This is a genomic window from Paenibacillus sp. J22R160 (assembly GCF_059692135.1).
This window is the reverse complement of record NZ_JCAUAU010000024.1, coordinates 68175-88478: the sequence shown is the minus strand read 5'-3', so window position 1 is coordinate 88478 and position 20304 is coordinate 68175. Positions and strand designations below refer to the sequence as shown.

The 20304-nt window shown below is 42.9% G+C and carries 17 protein-coding genes; 15 read left to right on the top strand and 2 right to left on the bottom strand.

The window, feature by feature from the left end:
* Positions 1-15: 15 nt before the first annotated feature.
* Entirely contained in the window at positions 16-897 is an 882-nt protein-coding gene (locus tag AC58UW_RS29160; RefSeq protein ID WP_497424066.1) for an AraC family transcriptional regulator, read from the bottom strand.
* A gap of 138 nt (positions 898-1035) precedes the next feature.
* On the opposite strand from AC58UW_RS29160, the gene AC58UW_RS29155 reads away from it, so the two are divergent.
* The 12 genes from AC58UW_RS29155 (at position 1036) to AC58UW_RS29100 (ending at position 14162) form a co-directional block, all read left to right on the top strand.
* Positions 1036-2187: a GntR family transcriptional regulator gene (locus AC58UW_RS29155; RefSeq protein WP_497424065.1), complete on the top strand. Its 1152-nt coding sequence runs from the start codon at positions 1036-1038 to the stop codon at positions 2185-2187.
* Between the two features lie 346 nt (positions 2188-2533).
* On the top strand, positions 2534-4501 hold the full coding sequence (locus tag AC58UW_RS29150; protein ID WP_497424064.1) for an ABC transporter substrate-binding protein: 1968 nt from the start codon (positions 2534-2536) through the stop codon (positions 4499-4501).
* Between the two features lie 69 nt (positions 4502-4570).
* A complete protein-coding gene (locus AC58UW_RS29145; RefSeq protein ID WP_497424063.1) occupies positions 4571-5569 on the top strand; it encodes an ABC transporter permease in 999 nt (332 codons plus the stop codon).
* 3 nt (positions 5570-5572) lie between these two features.
* A complete protein-coding gene (locus AC58UW_RS29140) occupies positions 5573-6733 on the top strand; it encodes an ABC transporter permease (RefSeq protein ID WP_497424062.1) in 1161 nt (386 codons plus the stop codon).
* Positions 6734-6766: 33 nt separating this feature from the next.
* Complete coding sequence (locus tag AC58UW_RS29135; RefSeq protein ID WP_497424061.1) at positions 6767-7792, top strand: ABC transporter ATP-binding protein; 1026 nt, start codon at positions 6767-6769, stop codon at positions 7790-7792.
* Positions 7789-8817 carry an ABC transporter ATP-binding protein gene (locus tag AC58UW_RS29130; protein ID WP_497424060.1) on the top strand — a complete coding sequence of 343 codons (1029 nt, stop codon included), beginning with the start codon at positions 7789-7791 and terminating at the stop codon, positions 8815-8817. The genes AC58UW_RS29135 and AC58UW_RS29130 overlap by 4 nt, the downstream gene beginning before the upstream one ends.
* On the top strand, positions 8814-9488 hold the full coding sequence (locus tag AC58UW_RS29125) for a hypothetical protein (RefSeq protein WP_497424059.1): 675 nt from the start codon (positions 8814-8816) through the stop codon (positions 9486-9488). Before AC58UW_RS29130 ends, AC58UW_RS29125 begins: the two co-directional genes overlap by 4 nt.
* A 43-nt stretch (positions 9489-9531) precedes the next feature.
* On the top strand, positions 9532-10068 hold the full coding sequence (locus AC58UW_RS29120) for an HAD family hydrolase (RefSeq protein WP_497424058.1): 537 nt from the start codon (positions 9532-9534) through the stop codon (positions 10066-10068).
* 243 nt (positions 10069-10311) lie between these two features.
* On the top strand, positions 10312-11349 hold the full coding sequence (locus tag AC58UW_RS29115; RefSeq protein WP_497424057.1) for a glycoside hydrolase family 88/105 protein: 1038 nt from the start codon (positions 10312-10314) through the stop codon (positions 11347-11349).
* A 41-nt stretch (positions 11350-11390) separates the two neighbouring features.
* On the top strand, positions 11391-11900 hold the full coding sequence (locus tag AC58UW_RS29110) for a GrpB family protein (protein WP_497424056.1): 510 nt from the start codon (positions 11391-11393) through the stop codon (positions 11898-11900).
* Between the two features lie 80 nt (positions 11901-11980).
* The gene (locus AC58UW_RS29105) at positions 11981-13225 is read left to right on the top strand and encodes an ATP-binding protein (RefSeq protein ID WP_497424055.1); all 1245 of its coding nucleotides are present in this window, start codon (positions 11981-11983) and stop codon (positions 13223-13225) included.
* Positions 13226-13367: 142 nt separating this feature from the next.
* Positions 13368-14162: a GNAT family N-acetyltransferase gene (locus tag AC58UW_RS29100; protein ID WP_497424054.1), complete on the top strand. Its 795-nt coding sequence runs from the start codon at positions 13368-13370 to the stop codon at positions 14160-14162.
* 53 nt (positions 14163-14215) lie between these two features.
* On the opposite strand, the gene AC58UW_RS29095 is transcribed toward AC58UW_RS29100, so the two are convergent.
* Positions 14216-15712, bottom strand: coding sequence for a GGDEF domain-containing protein (locus AC58UW_RS29095; protein WP_497424053.1), 1497 nt, complete (start codon positions 15710-15712; stop codon positions 14216-14218).
* A gap of 206 nt (positions 15713-15918) precedes the next feature.
* Between AC58UW_RS29095 and AC58UW_RS29090 the strand changes: the two genes are divergently transcribed.
* From AC58UW_RS29090 to AC58UW_RS29080, 3 genes are all read left to right on the top strand, one after another.
* Positions 15919-17709 (top strand): sensor histidine kinase, encoded by a 1791-nt coding sequence (locus tag AC58UW_RS29090; RefSeq protein ID WP_497424052.1) that lies wholly within the window; start codon positions 15919-15921, stop codon positions 17707-17709.
* Positions 17706-18770 (top strand): response regulator transcription factor, encoded by a 1065-nt coding sequence (locus AC58UW_RS29085; protein ID WP_497424051.1) that lies wholly within the window; start codon positions 17706-17708, stop codon positions 18768-18770. Before AC58UW_RS29090 ends, AC58UW_RS29085 begins: the two co-directional genes overlap by 4 nt.
* Positions 18771-18900: 130 nt before the next feature.
* Positions 18901-20196, top strand: a complete 1296-nt coding sequence (locus tag AC58UW_RS29080) for an ABC transporter substrate-binding protein (protein WP_497424050.1) — start codon at positions 18901-18903, stop codon at positions 20194-20196.
* Positions 20197-20304 lie beyond the last annotated feature (108 nt).

The following is a 20304-nucleotide window of genomic DNA, read 5'->3' as shown; positions in this document are numbered from 1 at the left end:
TTGTTATTCAAGTCGTTAAACAAACGATATAGGCTTTTGTATTCGCTTTTTTCGAAACTCGGAAGGCGTATACTCGTTGTAGCGTTTGAAAATTCGAATGAACATATTGACATTCGGGAAACCAGATTGCACACCAACATCGGCAATATTAAGCGATTCGGTAAGCAACAGATGCTCAGCTGTTTTAATTCGCCTCAAATGAAGATAATCGACAAAGGACATTCCGATACACTGCTGGAAATATTTGATAAAATAGTGATATTCTAAATGTACGAGATGGAGGATATCCTGAATCCGAATCGGATTTCGGTAGTGTAAGTCAATATAATCTAGTACTGGCTTGAGACGCTGCCAATCTGCAGGTGAAATGGGAGGAGAGGAGGGAGCATGACGTATGAGCAGGGAGAGCAGCTGTTTGAAGGCGCCGCTTATCGCCAGTTCGTAGCCGGGTTCCATATGGCTTGCTTCTTGGTAGACTTGGACTAACAAATGAAACATGGTTTCTTTGACTGATGGGTTGTTAGCCAGGACCTCATTAATGCGATCAAGTGGTTCCGATAATTCCAACAAAATAGGTGAGAAGTCTTTGGTATATTGATCTAATTGTGCTACTATGTCCAACTGCAGTACAATTTGTTTGACTAGCTTCTGTCTTCTAGTACGGTGTAACCGAGATGATCCGATGATTAACAAATCCTGATCTTGTAAGTTATAAATGGTATCGACAGTTTCAACTTGCATGGAACCTTCAAACAGCAGAATGATTTCTATTTCTTTATGATAGTGCCACGGGTTCCAAGGGAGCGAAGGAAGTGGCTCTAAAGTAATGTCCCATATTTTGTAGCGCAGTAAGGGATGATGGTAATTGACGTGCTCATTTTTTGCGTTTTCTTCCACATGTGTTCCTCCAACATTTCTGAATATAAGGATGCAAGGTGATATGCAAAGTAAGCGCTATCACAATTTTAACATAGATAGTAGGATATCACAAAGTGTTATATACTATTGATATTTCATAGTCTAGGGGATGGCAGAATGAGTGTAAAGGATAGTAAAAAGGGGCGGAAAACATCGCTTTATATGCAAACTGCCGAGAAGGTAAAAGAGGAAATACTACGTAAGAATCTGCAACCTCATGATCCTGTTCCTTCTGAAGGTGAATTAGCTAAGCTTTACGCAGTCAGTCGAATGACAGCTAAGCTTGCATTAGAGATTTTAGTAAAAGAAGGTATTGTGTATAGGCTTGCACGCAGAGGGACTTTCGTCTCAGGGGACTACGTGAGTGATAAACAAGTGAAGCCCTTGACACAAGCAGACAAAACGAAGCAGCCTGGGAAGAAAAGAATAGTTATGATATTTCCGAATTTGGATGAATATACAGCGAGAATTATTGCTTCAGCAGAAAGCGAAGCGCGGAAATTACAATGCCATTTATTAGTTCGTATTTCCAAGGACAAAGAGGATGAAAGTGAGTGCCTTCAGGAGCTGTACGAGGATCAAGTGGATGGCATCATCTTGTACCCAAGAGGACGGGAAAAGTGCAGCGAAAAGGTGTTGGCGCTGAATCTTATGAATTATCCGCTTGTCATTATCGACCGAATTTTCCGTGAGGTACATATCGATTGCGTCTATCATGATCATTATCAAGGAACGTATAGTCTCACTGAATATTTGATTGCAAAAGGGCATAAGGAAATCGGTTATATCTCCATGCCATTTGATGGGGTGACCAGTAGGAATGATCGGTATCAAGGGTATGTACAGGCGATGTTGGATCACAATCTTTCGCTTAACCGGCAAAATATCTTTTTGCAGTGTTCGGAGGATTACCTAGATAATCTTACTGCTTTCAATCCGCAATTAGAGGAGTTTCTAGGAAACAATCCCTCTTTAACAGCCGTCTTATGCACCGACGATTATTTGGCGACTTCTTGCCTTTTTACGGCTTTTCACATGAATAAGTCCGTACCTGAGCAGCTGTCTATTGTCGGTTTTTCTGATATTTTATTGGCAAGTTTGCTTCCTGTTCCTTTGACAACAGCTAGGCAAACGACAGAGCAGCTCGGACAAGTTGCTGTCAATCTGTTACACAAACGGATGGAGAATTCCAGAGAAGGAGCTGTTAGCATTAAAGTAAATACTTCGATTATTGAACGCAGTTCCGTGCATAACCTATTGAGCGTATAGACCTTCCTACGATACATAATGAAATCTTAACAGTGGATAATGGACCGGTAATATCTCCATTCCAATGTTAAGATTTTTTTATTTTCAATATTTAGTTATATGTCAGTGATATACTAAATCATTTGAATTACGTGGATTTTTACTTGTGAGCCCTTTGAAAGAGTTTGTTTTCTTTTTGTTAAGGTGCTTATCGGATGATTACAAGTCGTATTTGGGATTATATGGTTTACAAAATCAACAAAATCAGAACGATTGTATATGTCAGTGACATAATATAATCTGATATTGCACAACTGGTATTTAATGTTATCAGGAAAATTCAAATGAGAAGAGTGGGGAAAGTACAGTGAGAAAACAATTAGTAGTAAGCGCAGTTGCTCTTGGTATCCTTACAGCTTTGACAGGCTGTGAATCAAGCAATAGTCAAACGAATTCAGCTGCAGCGGTAACTGGAACTCCTTCGGCTGCACCCAAGGCTAGTGCAACTGCCAATAACGCTGCACTCAAAGAAGCTCCGATGCTGCAAGAACTTGTTAAAGCAGGTACATTGCCTGCCGTGAAAGATCGGCTTCCGGTTAAAGACGACGTCATGGTAGAGCCGGTTTTCGAAACAATCGGTACATACGGCGGTGACTGGAACAATCCTTGGAACGGGCCAGATGACAAATGGGGTATTGAAATGATAACGGAAGAGCCTCTTTTCCGTTTCAAACAAGATGGTAATGGCGTAGAACCAAACGTTGCCAAAAGCTATGAAGTGAATGCTGATTCCACCGAATATGTCATTCATTTGCGTGAAGGCATGAAGTGGTCGGATGGAAAACCATTTACGGCAGATGACGTTATTTTCTACTGGGAGCATATGCTGATTCCAGAAACGTTCGGTAAAGCGTTGTACGATTGTTATTATTCCAATGATCCAGTAACAGGAGCGAAGGAAAGAGCAGAAGTTACCAAAGTGAACGACTATGCGTTCAAGGTCACCTTCAAACATCCGAGCGTTCAGTTCCTGGAGCGCGTGGCCATTGATAATAAATGGTTCTTTGCACCAGCACATTATTATAAAACAATTTTGCCTGAGTTCATCGGCGAAGCTAAAGCACTTGAGGTTGCCAAACAATATGGTTTCGCAGATACGAAGACCCTGGGTCAATGGACAGGCTACTATTACTGGTTATACCCGCAGCGTCCAACGCTTCGCCCTTGGGTTGCGAAGAACGATGCGAACAGTGCCCGTTTCGTGATGGAGCGTAACCCTTACTTTTTCAAAACGGATGCAGAAGGGCAACAACTTCCATACATCGATCGTATCGTTATGACCAAAATGCAAGACGCAAGTCACAAGCTGGTTGAAACGATGGCAGGAAACGTGGAAATTGCACAATTTGACTTTAAGGATTACACCGTACTTAAAGAAAATGAGAAAAAAGGTAATTACCGTGTGCTTCCATGGAAAACACCAGGTTGGTCCAGCACAGGCGTTGAATTAAATCAAACAGCAGAAGATCCTAAGCTCCGTAAGCTGTTCCAAGATATTCGTTTCAGAGAAGCGTTATCTGTGGCTGTAGACCGCAAGGAAGTATCCGAGATTATTACGAGTGGAGTCGGTCTGCCAGCTCAAGCTTCTGTACCAGAAAGCCTCCCGAACTTCCAAGATGGTTGGAAAAATCAATGGGTTTCGTTCGACGCTGCGCGTGCTGCGAAGCTATTCGATGAAATTGGTTTGAAGTGGGATAGCAATCATAAATACCGAACATTTGATGACAACTCTAATCTATCCTTACTGATTTACGAGGAAAAAGGTTCGGATAACGAGCAATTTATCGAGCTTCTTAGAAAGTATTATGATCAAGTTGGTATCAAAACAGAGCTGAAAATTGTTGACCAAGGCGCTTACTTCGATCTGAAGTATGCGAACAAAATTCCCGTTTCCGTTAAAAACGTAAATATCGTGAACGTGGCATTAAGGCCAGATGAACTTGTTCCACTTCGCGTTATTACACCATGGTTCGGTCACTACGGTTTGTACAATTCCTCTAATGGCAAGGAAGGCGTTAAGCCAGAAGGCGACGTTGCTATGATTATGGAGAATTGGAACAAAGTGAAAGCTGCTAAGACCAAAGATGAAATTACGAAGTGGAGCAATGAAATCATTAAGCTACACCAGAAAAATCAATGGGTTATCGGCTATACAGCGGCTACGCCATACCTCACTGTTGTTAAGAATAATGTGAAGAATGTGCCAACGCTAGTCAATGCCGATGAGTACAGAGGCATTGGTTATGCCCATCCGGATCAATTTTTCATGAAATAATCAACTAGCTGCGTAAAAATGGGGGGGCTTGTCCTCTCCCATTTTTTGCGTAATGAAGAGAGGAAAACCATGTTAACCTACATCGCGCGAAGAGTGATCATGATGATCCCGGTCGTTTTGTTCATTTCTATCATTGTATTCTTCATTATTCAGCTTCCTCCAGGGGATTTCATCAGCACGTATGCTTCCAAAATGTCAACTAGCGGTGAAATCATGGATGATCAATCGCTTCAGTTGATGCGTGAAGCCTATGGATTGGATCAAGCCTGGTATATCCAATATGGCAAGTGGATATGGGGCATGATTAGCAGAGGGGATTTTGGATATTCACTCAGCTTTAACCGCCCGGTATCTGCTATTATTGGCCAATTCATGCCGCTAACGTTGGTCGTTTCCCTGATTTCAATGGTGTTTACCTATGTAATTTCAATCCCAATCGGGATTTATAGTGCTGTGAAGCAGTATTCTGTTGGTGATTACGTATTTACGGCAATCGGCTTTCTAGGAATGGCAACACCTAACTTTCTGATGGCCATTATTTTAATGTACCTCTCTTATGTTAGCTTTGGTGATCCGATGCTGGGACTGTTCTCTCCCAAATTCGTAGAAACAGCGTGGTCTTTTGCCAAATTCATGGATTTTATTAAGCATATGATCATTCCGGTTATCGTCATTGGTACGGGCAGCACCTGCGATTTGATACGCGTAATGAGAGCGCAGATGCTTGATGAGATGGACAAGCCTTATATGTTAACGGCAAGAGCAAAGGGGCTCTCAGAGAAGAAAATTATCATGAAGTATCCGGTGCGAGCTGCCATTAATCCAATTATCAGTACGTTAGGATGGTCGCTTACCGCTATCTTCACAGGTTCAACGATTACGGCTATTGTATTAAATCTACCGACACAGGGACCCGTTATGTACACAGCACTGCTTACGCAGGACATGTACCTTGCTGGTACGTGGTTACTCTTCATGGCTGTATGCATTGTGCTTGGTACGTTGATTTCGGATATATTACTCGTCTGGCTCGATCCTCGAATCCGCATGCAAAGTAAAGGAATGTGACGAATGAAAACGAGATTTAGCGGTTCAACTTTATGGTCAAATCTCTTATGGTCCAAACGCTATGCAGCAGTAAATAAAGAAGAAACCTATTACGCTGCCTCTCACTGGCGACTGATGATACGCAAGCTAATGAAGCATAAACTGGCAAGAGTCAGCCTTTTTTTGTTAACTTTTATGTACTTGTTGGCATTATTCGGCAACTTCATCGCCCCGCAAGGGCTGGACAGCTATGACAGCGTGAATTTAAACAGCCGGCCGTCCAAATTGCATTGGATAGATGCCCAAAATAAATTCCACTTTGTTCCCTTCGTATATGGTCTCAAATCGGAACGCAATCCGGAAACGCTTAGAAAAATATTCGTAGAGGATACGGAGAAAAGGTATGCGATTCAATTTTTTGTCACGGGAACGGAGTATAAGTTTCTTGGTCTAATTCCAAGCAATAAACATTTATTTGGCGTCGAAGCGCCTGGGAAATTTTTCGTGTTTGGTACGGATGGCATGGGAAGGGATTTGTTCTCAAGAATCGTTCTTGGGAGCCAGGTTTCACTTACCATTCCGCTTGTTGGCGTCAGCATCAGCTTTATCCTCGGTTTGTTGATTGGGGGGATCTCTGGGTATTTCGGCGGTGTCATCGATACGATTATTCAAAGGCTTATTGAGATTATTCGCTCTTTTCCCACGCTGCCACTGTGGATGGCACTCTCTGCGGCGATACCTCCGAAGGTTCCTATCGTGCAAATGTTTTTATACATTACGATTATTATGGCTTTGATTGAATGGACTGAGCTGGCAAGGGTTGTACGCAGTAAATTTATGTCCTTAAGGAATGAAGATTATGTTATGTCGGCAAGAATTTCCGGTGTCAGCAGTGCACGAATTATTGGCGTACACCTTGTTCCTGGATTTATGAGCTATCTTGTAGTCACGATGACACTTGCTATTCCAGCAATGATTATCGGTGAAACCGCTATGAGCTTTCTCGGGCTTGGCATTCGCTCGCCTGCGGCAAGCTGGGGAGTGCTTCTGCAGGAAGCTCAGCAAATGGAAAATGTCGCCTTGTATCCATGGAAATTGATCCCGCTTATCTTTGTTATCACAACGGTGCTCTCCTTCAACTTTCTGGGCGATGGCTTACGGGATGCGGCGGATCCTTACAAATAATACATACATTCTAATTGAGTGAGGTAATTTCTTATGGCCGAATCGGCTACAGTAAAGCAATCTCAAACACTTCTTCAAGTGGATGAATTGAATATACATTTTCCAACAGACCGGGGCATGTTAAAAGCAGTGAACGGGGTTAGTTTCCATGTGAAGAAAGGTCAAACCTTGGGCATCGTAGGGGAGTCTGGCTGTGGCAAAAGTATTACTGGCAAGGCTCTTCTTGGCATTCAGCCGAAGACTTCCGTCATTTCGGGATCCATCCAGCTTGGGGATGTCGATGTTGTGAAGCTCAAAAGAAACGGGGCTGAAATTCGTGCCATTCGTGGAAGCAAAATCGCGATGATTTTTCAAGAGCCGATGGCTGCTTTTTCCCCTTTGTATACGATTGGCAATCAAATAATTGAATCCATCTTGCTTCATCGGACCAAAAAGAAAAAGGAAGCCGTCCAAATGACGATTGACATCCTGCAGCGTGTGGGGATTTCAAACCCGGACAAGCGATTCCACCAGTATCCACATGAGTTCTCCGGTGGTATGATGCAAAGAGCGATGATTGCTATGGCCCTATCCTGCGAACCCGAGCTGCTCATTGCCGATGAGCCAACAACCGCACTAGATGTAACTATTCAAGCCCAGGTCTTGGAGTTAATGAAACAGCTTCAGAGGGATTTTGGCATGGCTATTGTGTTTATTACGCATGATTTAGGAATTGTAGCGGAGATGTGCGATGAAGTCGCGGTCATGTACTTAGGAAAGATTGTCGAGCAAGCGCCCGTACAAGAAATCTACCATCATCCGAAGCATCCCTATACACAAGGACTGCTGCGTTCTATTCCGACCATCCACAGCAATAAGGCTCGTTTAGAATCCATTGAGGGAACAGTGCCCGTTCCTATCAACATGCCTCCGATGTGCGGATTCTACGATCGCTGTAAGGATCGGATTCCGGGTCTTTGCGATAAGTATGAAGTTCCGCAGACGATGCTGTCTGATGATCATAGGGTCACTTGTTTTCTGTATAGCGATAAACCAAATGGAAACGGAGTGCAGCCATGACCGATCAGCTAATTATGCAAGTACAGAAGCTAGTCAAGGAGTACCCGGCGTCCGAAGGGATCGGAAGAACACGCAGGGCAGCTTCGGTCAAAGCGGTTTCGGATATTTCGTTTACCATTCATAAGGGTGAGACATTTAGTCTGGTAGGCGAGTCTGGCTGCGGCAAGACGACGCTTGGCAGGTGCTTAGTTCGGGGAATCGAAGCGACCTCAGGCCAAGTGTACTACTATACAGAGGACGGCCAGAAAGTCGACTTTTTGCAGCTGAAGAAACAAGCGTATAAAGATGTGCGACAAGACATTCAAATGATTTTCCAAGACCCTTATTCTTCCTTGAATCCTAGAATGACCGTTTACGATATTATCAGCGAGCCGTTAAGGGCATCTTCACGATTGACTAAATCGCAAATTGAAAGCATGGTTGTTGAGATGGCTGAACGAACGGGCTTAAATGCTAGCTACTTGAGGCGTTATCCGCACGCCTTCTCGGGAGGACAGCGTCAACGTATCGGAATCGCTAGAGCACTCATCACCAATCCTAGAGTTATCGTTTGCGATGAAGCTGTATCAGCGCTTGATGTTTCCGTACAGGCACAAATTATTAATTTGCTGAAGGATTTGCAGCAGCAATATCAAATGACCTATCTTTTTATTTCGCATGACCTATCCGTCGTTAACCATATTTCTGACCGAATTGCCGTCATGTACTTGGGGAGAATTGTGGAGCTTGGAACGACTGAAGCCTTATTTCAGCAGCCAAAGCATCCTTACACGCAGGCGCTGCTTTCATCGGTGCCTAATCCCGACCCGGCGATAAAAAGGGAGAGAATTATCCTGCAGGGTGAGGTCCCGAATCCAGCAAACCCGCCGAAGGGCTGTCATTTTCATCCAAGATGTAATTACAAAACGTCGTTATGCGAGACAACCGCACCCGAATTACAAGAGGTGGGCGAGGGGCACTTGGCTGCTTGTCATTATGCGAATGAATTAATGCTCAAAGGAATCAAAGGAGGAGTTCTACTATGAAAATATCCGAGAATATCCCGCATTGGGACACTGTGGTTCGTGTTGCGCCTCTGCTATATATGGATCGTCTTGAACCATTTAAGCCTGATCGCGTAGGGGTTACCGTTTTCAAGTCTTCCGGGCCCTCACAATCTTTTAACAGAAATATTGAAGTTGATCCTGATAAGGTTCAAATGGTTATCGAATACGCGATTTATTATGATTACGATATCCAGCATATGTATGACCTGGAACATGTCTGGATGTATATCGACCATGAGGGGGCAATCCTCACATGCGAAGTAAGCTTCCATGGGCGATACCTGCTTGGCGTTATGCGCGATGGCAGTAATAGAACGGATGACGGTCGCGTCAGTCTGTTTGTGCAGCCAGGCAAACATGCGATGTCTCCGCTGGCAGAGGTATTCCGTTTGCTTCCTAATGTGGAGTCCTGCTGCCTTATGGAGATAGGAGATGGGGGCGTGCTTGAGCCAGACATGTTTAAAGGTGAGTTTAAAACAGGGGAGGGTATTGACCAGCTAGCCGAAGAGCATATGCAGACCTTCCGGTTTCAACCAACCTTTGAGTATGAGCTGCACGAGTGGGCGCCAGAAGATATCTTCGTTTCTTGGGAAGAACTTCGGAGTGAGATTCCTGCTCGTATGAAATCTCTTCTTTCCACATTGGCCTAAACACAAGTATTCTGACATTATGAAAAGCGAGGATGACTCCAACATGACTGACAAGAAATTGATCATATTTCTGGATAGCGGAGATACGATTATCGATGAATCAACCGAAGTCCGAGATGCCGAGGGGATTGTTATAAGCGCGAATTTGATACCTGGAGCAGATATTATGGTGAGGACTCTTTTTGAAAGAGGCTATACGCTCGCCTTGGTGGCCGATGGGGATGCACAGTCGTTTAAGAACGTATATAAACAAAATAATTTGTATGATTATTTTACAACGATGATTTATTCAGAGACGATTAAAGCAAGCAAACCAAGCCCTCGAATGTTTAAGGCGGCGATAGGCGCGCTTGATCTTAGCGAGGCAGATTGCTCGCGTATTATCATGGTTGGCAACAATTTGAGCCGTGATGTCAAAGGCGCTAATGCGCTTGGAATAGCGAGTGTCTTTCAAAGCTGGACAACGCGCTATCCTCATTCACCTGCGGATGAAACAGAGGTGCCTGCTTATACAATTCGCGAGCCTCTGGAGCTGCTTGAGTTGGTTGAACAGCTGAATCAGGAGCTAATTTTAAAATAAAAGAAGGCTACCGATTCGTTACTGTCGGTAGCCTTTGTCGTTAATGTTTATTTTTGCAGCTGCGGGAGTCTCATCAGTCTACTAGTTAAACGGCTCTATTGAATCGCAGCAAGATATGCGAGATTTGCTTATTTTTCAGTTAAAAATGCGGAGAATGCCTTCGAATAGTATGTTATTTTTATAGATAATGTGTGTTAAAACTATAAATTCCATCAGGTAGTATAAATCGGAGGTATCGATCCTATGCGGAAATTTGAATGCAACGAAGACGAAGTAAAAGAGCTCATAGACCGGGTAGTCCGCAGAACGATGAATATGGATTTCACATGGAACTGGTCTTGCGGAGTGGCTTATTATGGGATTTGCAAAGCTTGGGAAGTGACCGGTAATCAGGCGTACATCGATTTTTTGGTTAAATGGGTGGACGAGTACCTGGAGCTCGGGTTGCCGCCGATGATGGTTAACGCTTGCGCCATGGGGCATACCATGCTGACGTTGCATGAAGCCACGGGCGATTCCAAGTACCTTGACCTAGCGTTGTTGAAAGCCGAATATCTGCGTAAAGATGCCATCCGATTCGGGGAAGGTGTTTTCCAACATACGGTATCCTCGAAGAATGATTTTCCAGAGCAGGCGTGGGCGGATACGTTATTCATGGCGGCGTATTTCCTGCTGCGGCTTGGATTTAAACTAGATAATAAGGCCTACATTGACGATGCGCTCAATCAGTTTTACTGGCATGAAGAATACCTGCAGGACACGAAGTCGAATTTGTTCTATCACGCATGGGATAATGTGAGAAAAGATCATTTGTCTGCTATTTATTGGGGCAGAGCCAATGCATGGGCTGCTTATACAATGGCACAGTCGTACAAAATGCTGAATCCTTTCATGCCCATGTGGATGCAAATCGGTGGGGCTCTTGGCGATCAATTAAGCGCTCTAGTCAGGCTGCAATCTGAGAATGGGCTGTGGCGCACGGTATTGAATGATGAAACCTCCTATGAGGAAACATCAGCATCCGCTGGTATCGCCGCTGCACTCGTAACTTATGCGCACCCGCTGCATCAAAATGATATGGCCAAAGCGTATGAGGGCATCTTGGCAAACATCGATGAAGACGGTTCGGTACGAAACGTATCTGCAGGTACGGCAGTCATGTACTCCGTAGATGATTACAAGGTGATTTCTAAGAAAAGAGTGCAAGGATGGGGTCAAGGATTGACCTTGGCCTACCTGGTAGCTTTGCTTCAGAATAAAGAAGTTGTTAGTAAAATTTAGGGTTAGGTATATATTGTTATTAACATTTAGGGGTGATTCATGTGGCCGAGGAAGTTGTGATCAAAGCATACACGCCAGAATGGGCTAGAGAGTTTGAGAGGGAGAAGGTGAGGATACACCAATCTCTGCAACACAAGGCCGTTTATATTGAACATATAGGCAGTACCTCTGTAGTGGGATTACCCTCAAAACCAATAGTGGACATTGCAGTTGGGGTGAATCATCTTGATGAAGCAGACTTATTTATAGAACCTCTAAGTAAGCTTAATTACGAATATGTTCCGAAAATAGAGTTTCCCAAGCGCCGCTTCTTTCGAAAAGGTGAATGGCGTAAAGGAACGCATCACCTTCACGTATATGAAATTACCAGCAGCGAGTGGACAAATAATCTGTTATTCCGGGATTATCTCCGAAGTCATCAAGAGAAAATAACCGAATATGCCGAGCTTAAGAAGCATCTTGCCTCTATCTACTCAGAAGATAGAGTGACTTATACCCAAATGAAAGCACCGTTCATTCAATCGGTTATAGAATTAGCGAGGAAATCATAAAGAAAAGTCACTTGGCTATTTGCTAAGTGACTTTTTTCATGCATAATCAAGATTGAATAACTATGTATGGGAGGCGCCTTATGCTAGATTACATACTGTTAAACTTTCTATTTATTTTGGTAGGTGCCCTTTCATACTTTGCTTTTGGATTGTATAAGAATAAACATTCCAAATTAATTATCGGTGTGTTTTCCGGTGTATCCGTGGTATGCTGCATGTCTTTTCCTTTTACGGTTTTCCCGGGATATATTTATGATCTTAGAATCATTCCTTTTCTAGTAGCGCTTATTTACGGGGGTTATCGCTCAGGAGTGCTTGTGGCCATTATTTTGCTCCTTTATCGGTTCTATCTCGGGGGGAGCGGGTTTATAGTAACCGCCTTATCTTATATTCCTATATTCATTATTGTCGTTGTATTTCTGAAGCTCCGAAAAAAAATAACAGGAAAACAAAATATTGTAATGGGTGTGTTTTTTTCATTATTGTCAGCATTGATTGTATCTATTTGGAGCTCCATTCAATTGTACAAAGATATGGTTCATCATGAGGTTTTCTTTGTGTATTACTGCGTCATTCTTACAGTTTGTTCGTTTATCACTTTCTTTTTCATTGAAACGATGCGAGACAACATCCTTATGCGGGATGAAATATACCGATCTGAGAAACTTAGCGTTTTGGGTGAGCTTGCCGCAACTATCGCTCATGAAATTCGAAATCCTATTACGGTATCCAAAGGTTTTCTTCAATTATTAAAGTCACGAACGCAAAATGAAACGGATCTTAAGTATTCGATTCTTGCACTAGAAGAGATTGATCGGGCGGAAGGCATTATTTCCGAATACCTTATGTATGCTAAGCCTCAAGCTGAAAAGGTAGAAAAAATTGATGTTAAAGCCCATTTGACTAACGTAATAAGCATTACCGAACCTTACATTACGTCAAAAGGTCATATTGTGGATAGCCGGTTGGAGGATGTATATATTTATGCAGATTCGAAAAAATTGACTCAGGTCTTGATCAACTTAATTAAAAATGCAGCCGAAGCGATCGAGAAAAACGGGAAAATAACGATTCATGCCTTTGCTCAAAATAACCGTGCTGTTATTGAAATTATGGATACGGGTATCGGAATGAATGAAGAGCAGCTTTCGCGATTAGGGAATCCCTTCTATTCAACGAAGTCGAAAGGTACAGGTCTCGGACTCATGGTCAGTTACCGAATTATTGAAGCCTTGGGTGGAACGATTCGCGTTCAGAGCAAACAGGGGATAGGCACTAAATTCAGCGTCCTCATTCCTATGGATGTAGATGCAAACACTAAGTAGACATTATTCCGATCTGATTCACCTTAAAGTACTAGGTGGAGCAGATCCAAATTAACTATAACCAGACTATCCATTGATCTCGAGATCAACATCACGGTATGGTGGGTGAGAGGTCATTATCATCGTGAGAGGAGTGGTCAGGTTGTTGATTAAGGAATGCAATATGAATGAAGTACAGCATCTCATGCAAGAGTATGTTCGCACTTTATCTTCCCCTTTTGATGCTTTTTTGGAGGAGCATATTCTCAGCTCTACTTTTTATTTGTTCCTAGATGAATCAGAAGAAGTCGGGTATTCGGCAATTCACAATAGTCAGCTGCTTACTCAATTTTTCATTCGGCCATTTTATCTAAAGTATGCCCAAGAGCTTATGGATCAAATGATTGCAAAGCATGCAATAACGTCCCTATTCGTTCCAACCTGTGATGAACAATTCGTAAGTCTAGCCTTAGATAAAGACTTTACCATAACGAAGCAGGCCTATTTTTTCCAAGATACTCGGGTTAATATAGCCGTGGATAACGCAATTGAGGGGGGTATTTTTGCCCTTGCTACTCTAGATGACCTTATAATAATCCAGCAGATTTGCGGTGATTTTCTCGACCACTATACAAGAAGGATTGAGAACGGAGAAATATTCACTTATTATCGCGGGGCAGACTTGCTTGGCATCGGCGTCCTGGAAAAAAGCAGTATGCTCTCGGGAATGGCGAGTATAGGCATGTTTACGAATGAATCCTATAGAAAACAAGGCATTGGGCGCAGCATCATTTTGAAATTGAAAGTTTGGTGTTATGACCACGATTTAACACCTATCTGCGGATGCTGGTATTACAATGAGGCATCCAAACGGACATTAGAAAGTGCTGGGATGTTTACCAGAACCAGATTGCTAAACGTAAAGGTAACCAAGACATCAAAACCGACAACGAAATAAACAGCGGCAGCCGAGGACTTAATCCAAGGCTGCCGCTGTTTATTTCCTATGGTTTAGGTGGAAACCACATTTTTCCTTGCCCGTTTCATCGTATACATGGCCTCATCGGCGTTCTTCAGTAATGTCGTGATGTCCGTCGCATCTCGGGGATATTGACTGACACCGGCACTAAACGAAATCGGAATTTCAATTCCTTTATACGTAAAAGGTTTCTTCTGTAAGAGGGACAATCGCGTATCGACTACACGGTCTAATTCGCTATTTTCATCAATGGTGGAAAGGATCCAAACGAATTCGTCGCCCCCAATCCGTCCTATCAGATCATTAGGTTGGGAGCTGTGTTCCAAAGTATGTGCAATATGCTTCAGATAAAGATCACCGACCAAATGCCCGTATCGATCATTAATTGGTTTAAAATTATCTAGGTCAATTAATATAAGAGCAAAACATTCTCGACGCGCTATCTTTTCTTGCAACAGCTCGTGGAGGGCAGCGCGATTATATAAATCCGTAAGTGAATCATGGTGCGCTAGATACTTGTAATTTTGTTCTGATTTCAATAATTTACGTTCCGCAACTTTCAGAGAAGTAACGTCCGTAAGGTGCATTACAAATAACTTCTCGTCAGTTTCTTCAATCAATTCAAGACCCATAACCAAATCCAAATCACCTTTATTCGGATTATGCAGTTGAGCCTCCCACTGGGCTTCATTCTCTTGTTGAACCAGGGCCAACATATCGACTACGGGCAAGTTATCTTCAAACTGGAAATAGCTCATAATATGATGAACAGGGATCCCTTCAAACCATTGTTTGGCCCTTGGATTCATTTCTTTGATGGCTCCCTTTTGGTCCAGAAGCAGGATGGCGGTTGGCGCAGATTTGAAAAGAATATGAAAGAGCTTGCGGTAATCCGGCATGATGTCATATTTACCAACCAAATGACGAAGGGCAATAGCCCATAGCAAATAGCCGATAAAGAATAGGATCATTGCATTCCTTGACGTTACTACCTTCGATTGAAGAATAGATGTAACAAAGACAAACCAGGCAAATAGCAAAAATAAGCTGAGAAGCAGCGAACGCAGAACCTGTCGATGCTTGACTACCTTCACACGATACCAAGATACAACGAGGATAATGACCGAAAGAAGGATATATCCTGCTACGAGGAGAACCGTAACTAGTAGAAATAGCGGATCAAGAGGACTCCGTCCATCTGTCACAGCAGCATTGAATAATACGCGATGATCTTTGGTAATTAAAAATATAAGCCATAGGACATAAGGCGCTGCGTAAATGAAAGGTAAAAATCGCTTGAACGACGAAGTAGCAGGGCTTCCGATGAGAATGCTGAGATGGACCAAGCAGCAAATGACGAGCAGAAGCATCGGGCTATTTCCATAAAGGACAATCTGCATCTGATACTCAGGCAACAAAGATGTTTTAATGTACTCCCCTAAAAAATAAAACTGAAAAGCAAGCATGAGGAGAGCAGCAATTCGGTTCAACATGCTTTTCATGTTTCGATGAATTAAGGTTACTGCCATGTAGAAAAAGAAAAAAGTAGGGAGTAAAATCGTTAAGAAGTCCATGAAAAGTTCGTTCATTTAACAGTTACCTTATCGTGATCATGTAGTGGAGTTTCCACTCTCACAGTAGCATGAATTTTACTTGCGATGCAATAACAAAACAGGAGGAAAAGACAAGGTGGTATGACGAAGATCTTAACTAACAATAAAAAAGGGGATTGACTATGGAAATTAGGAATATGACTCGGCGGCTTCAGTCTCCTTTTCAAATGAGCATGAGATACAAGCTTATGATTCTAATGGTGATTATCGCTGTTTTGCCGTTAACCTTAGTGACGATCTTTGCCGCAAAGAACACCAAGCAATCATTAAGTTTGGAAATCATACGTTCTAATGAATCAAGAATGGACTGGTCTGCCAAATATTTCGATGAAAAATTTAGCCAATTGCATTCGGTGGCGTATTCCCTACTTATGGATAATAACTTATTTCCAAATACGAATGGTGAAACGATGAGCACTGGTAGCGATCTGGATACAGGAAAACTGTATATTGATGAGAAACTCAGATCCCTGTATGTTGCCAACAATACGAATATTGCCTCAATCTCGCTGTATCTGAATGCCAAGCGGCGTTTGTATATCGTCGATAAAGATGCCGTTCGATCAACAGATCAAATGGTTAATCTCGCCTTGGAAGGGGGAGAATCAGCAAATAATCATCAAACGGTCAATAAAATTGTGAAATCCACACACAATAATTTCAAATTGGTGCGCAGCATGAATCGGTTTGAAGATCATGAGATACTCGGTGGTGTGTTTATTGAAGCAAGATGGAATATGATGGATAACGTCATCAAGATGATCCATTCGGAGCCCAATAGTCAAGTGCTCGTTTTGGACGCACAAGGAAACATCATGTACAATCCTTACCCCGTGCAACCGATGATCGACCAGGAGATGCTGGATAAGGCGATACACAGTCCGATGGAACCTGGCTTTATTGAATCCAAGCAAGGCATTCTGTTTTACCAGCCTGTGGTATCGGCCAATTTATGGATCGTGAAATTTATTCCGATTAGCTACGTAAATGAAGGCGCCTCCAACACGCTGAGCTTTAGTTTTTATACAGCGATGGTTTCTATTCTTCTGGCTATTATTCTTTCCGTTTTAATTGCTTATTTCACGACGAAACCGATTATTCGACTGACGAGGTCGATGAAGGCCGTGGAGCATCTGAATTTCAATGTGGGGGTCGAAAAGTTACGGAGCGATGAGATTGGTACACTAGAGAGACGGTTCAATTCTATGCTTCAGAAAATTAAAGAGCTGGTTCAAATTGAGTATAAAAGTAAAATCGAGAAGAGGACTGCGCAGCTGAAAGCGATGCAGGCACAGATTAATCCGCATTTTCTGTATAATGCGCTGCAATCCATTGGTGGGGTTGCCCTCTCACGAAATGCGCCAGAAATTTATGAGTATGTCAGAGCGCTTAGTGAATTATTTCGTTATACGATTAAAATGAAATCAGATCTTGTCACTGTGGCCGATGAAATCGAACATGTTACGAACTATTTGCATATTCAAAAGCTGCGCTTTCAGGACACGATTCATATTCAGATTGACATCGAAGAAGACTGCGGAATTTACGAGCTCCCCAAATTCATCCTCCAGCCCATTGTGGAGAATTGTTTCGTCCATGGTCTGGAAGGCCAGATGGGCCAGTGGATGATAACGATCAGGGTGGAGAAGATGATGGATGAAATTGAGATTAGCATTGAAGATAACGGTCAAGGCATAGATGAGGTGCGATTGGAGGATATTCGGCGACAATTAAACCGCCCAGGGGAGGATCATGTGATTGGGGAAAGCATGGGAATGAATAACGTGAATTCACGGATTAAGCTAATTTTCGGTCAAGAGTACGGAATGTTTGTCACCAGCTCAAAAGGTGTCGGAACGACGGTCAAAGTCGTTATCCCAGCAATAATTAAAGGAGAGGAGCCTCTACAATGAAAGCTGTCATTATTGATGATGAGTTCTGGGTCCGCAACAGTATAAGGCATTTGGGCGATTGGGAGCGACTAGGCATCTCTCAGGTTGAGGAAGCCGAGGATGGGCTTAGCGGGCTAACGATCATAGCGCAGATACATCCTGATATTGTCATTACGGATATGAAAATGCGAGGGATGGACGGAGCTCAGCTTCTTCAAAAAATAAGTGAGGACTATCCGTTTATACGCAAAATTGTCATTAGTGGATTTGATGATTTCACCTATATGAAACAGGCGATTTTATCCAAAGTGGATGAGTACTTGATAAAGCCAATCAATCCGGAAGAGCTAAATAGAGCTTTGGAGAAAGCGGTTCGAGAACTGGGCGTAACACGGGGAATCCATGCTGCCAAACCGCTGGACAAGCAGTTATTAAAGGTCATCACCGAGTTAAAGCACATTGTCATCAGATATTTTCAAGAGATGAACACCGAGGCGGTCAAGAAGAGTTTTAAACAGTTGGAGCAAACGTTGAGCGATCAAGAGATCCTGCAGCCGGGTCTGAATAATTCGCTTTACAAGCAATTCATGCTGCTTTTGGAGGAGCAATGCGCGCTTTCAGGAAGCGAATTAACACCCGATGCGCAAGCAAGCGCCAGCCATTTTTTCGTCACGGATGATACGCCAGTGTCCGAGTGGATCGGGGTTTTGACGACCACTTATGTTGGGATCTTGGAAGCCTTAATTCACCAAAGGAAAAACAAGAATCGTATTAATATCGACGAGATTCGGAAGTATATCGATCTTTCATACGCAGAACAAGTGAGCCTTGGAACTATTGCTAGTAAGTTTTTTGTTAGCAAAGAGCATCTGTCCCGTACGTTTAAACAAGAAATCGGTGTTACCGTCATGGATTACTTGATTGCTAAAAGAATGGAGAAAGCGCTTCAGCTTCTTCAGGATCCTTCCGTATCCATCAAGAGCGCCGCAGAAACAGTCGGCTATTCAGATCTTACTTATTTTCACCGTATATTCAAAAAAATGACAGGAATGACGCCATCTCAGATTAGACAGGATGCTTAAGGAGAGCTTAAGCCAGCCCAATGATATCAATATTGTCCAGTCCGAGACGCTTTTTCTGTCCAATGAATGGTTACGCTTTCTTGAGTATACTAGGGTTCGTAAGCGTTACCATAATAGGGGAGGCGACAAAATGAAGAAAGCATTTGCAATCATTGTTGCAATGACGATGCTAGGAAGCACAGTAGCTTGTTCTTCTGGTCAAGGAACACCTGGAGAAAGCAGCAATTCCAAAAGCGAGGGTGCGGCTAAAAAGGTTGAATTGAAAGTATTCCTTGGCGGCTTGGACCGTTTTCGTGATCAATTCGAGAAATACTTCGCTGAATTTGCTAAGAAAGAAAAGAAGGAGAAAAATATCGAGGTTACGATTAACACGGAGTATCCAGGCTCCGATAATTCAACACAAATCTTAAAAACTCGTCTAGCTACCGGTGACGTACCGGATATATTCAGTCTCCATGCAGTAAACGACATTCCTGATTACTACAAAGCTGGTTATTTGGACGATTTAACGAAACAACCGCTTACCCCTAAGCTGATTGATGGCATCAAGACACTTGTGACGATCGACAACAAAGTAGTAGCGGTACCTATGGAAAGCTTGGCATGGGGGTATCTCTACAACAAAAAAATCTTCAAAGATCTAGGTATTAAACCGCCGTCTACTCTAACGGAAATGAAGGCCGTTGTTCAAAAGCTAAATGACAATAAAATCAAGCCGTTTATGCTCAGCTACAAAGAAAGCTGGATACCTCAGCTGTTCTTGCCTCTAACCATTGGTGGATTAGGCAACTCAAGCCATAAGGATTTTGTTGATAAAATGAATAAAAATCAAGGAAGTTTTGCCGAAGTGAAAGAGATGTTCGGGATCATCGATCTTGTTAACAGCAATGGAACCGATCGTGTATTCGAGGTAGGCAACGATGACGGAGCTGCTGATTTTGCTGCCGGCAAAGCTGCAATGTGGGTGCAAGGACCATGGGATGCGGACAGCATATTGAAAGCTAATGATAAGTTCGAGTTTGGGGTTGCTCCACTTCCTATCAATGATGATCCTAATGCAACACAAATCAACGTTTCCGTGTCAACTTCCTTAGCGATGGCTTCCCAAGGCAAAAATAAGGAAGTTTCCGCAGATCTGCTCAATTTCATTTTGGATGATCAAGCGTCAAACGGTCTGTATCAAGGATTGAAATTCAATCCAGTATCCAAAAACCACACGTTCAAGCCTTATCCTTGGGTTGAGGATGCTTCCGTTTATGTGAACAAAGGGCAGGCCTACAAAGATCCACAGATTCCAGCAGCTGTGAAGGATGAATCAGGGAAAGCGCTACAAGCTTATTTTAACAAGAAAATGTCCGCCGATGATGTCATTAAGGATCTGGATAAAACCTGGAAAGACGCAAATGCCATAGCGAACAAAAAATAAAGATTGGAAGACATGTTGTGCTCTGCCCTGGTCTGGAAAGATCAGGGCAGAGCACGAGATTTTCCTAAGGAGTGAGCCCGCGTGCTGAAACGCCTTGTCAAAGACCAT

Bases quoted from the DNA above. Each gene is read 5' to 3' on its own strand.
- AC58UW_RS29145 (WP_497424063.1), top strand. From the start codon at position 4,571: ATGTTAACCTACATCGCGCGAAGAGTGATCATGATGATCCCGGTCGTT.
- AC58UW_RS29120 (WP_497424058.1), top strand. From the start codon at position 9,532: ATGACTGACAAGAAATTGATCATATTTCTGGATAGCGGAGATACGATT.
- AC58UW_RS29130 (WP_497424060.1), top strand. From the start codon at position 7,789: ATGACCGATCAGCTAATTATGCAAGTACAGAAGCTAGTCAAGGAGTAC.
- AC58UW_RS29105 (WP_497424055.1), top strand. From the start codon at position 11,981: ATGCTAGATTACATACTGTTAAACTTTCTATTTATTTTGGTAGGTGCC.
- AC58UW_RS29085 (WP_497424051.1), top strand. From the start codon at position 17,706: ATGAAAGCTGTCATTATTGATGATGAGTTCTGGGTCCGCAACAGTATA.
- AC58UW_RS29125 (WP_497424059.1), top strand. From the start codon at position 8,814: ATGAAAATATCCGAGAATATCCCGCATTGGGACACTGTGGTTCGTGTT.
- AC58UW_RS29090 (WP_497424052.1), top strand. From the start codon at position 15,919: ATGGAAATTAGGAATATGACTCGGCGGCTTCAGTCTCCTTTTCAAATG.
- AC58UW_RS29095 (WP_497424053.1), bottom strand. From the start codon at position 15,712: ATGGCAGTAACCTTAATTCATCGAAACATGAAAAGCATGTTGAACCGA.
- AC58UW_RS29155 (WP_497424065.1), top strand. From the start codon at position 1,036: ATGAGTGTAAAGGATAGTAAAAAGGGGCGGAAAACATCGCTTTATATG.
- AC58UW_RS29080 (WP_497424050.1), top strand. From the start codon at position 18,901: ATGAAGAAAGCATTTGCAATCATTGTTGCAATGACGATGCTAGGAAGC.
- AC58UW_RS29135 (WP_497424061.1), top strand. From the start codon at position 6,767: ATGGCCGAATCGGCTACAGTAAAGCAATCTCAAACACTTCTTCAAGTG.
- AC58UW_RS29140 (WP_497424062.1), top strand. From the start codon at position 5,573: ATGAAAACGAGATTTAGCGGTTCAACTTTATGGTCAAATCTCTTATGG.
- AC58UW_RS29115 (WP_497424057.1), top strand. From the start codon at position 10,312: ATGCGGAAATTTGAATGCAACGAAGACGAAGTAAAAGAGCTCATAGAC.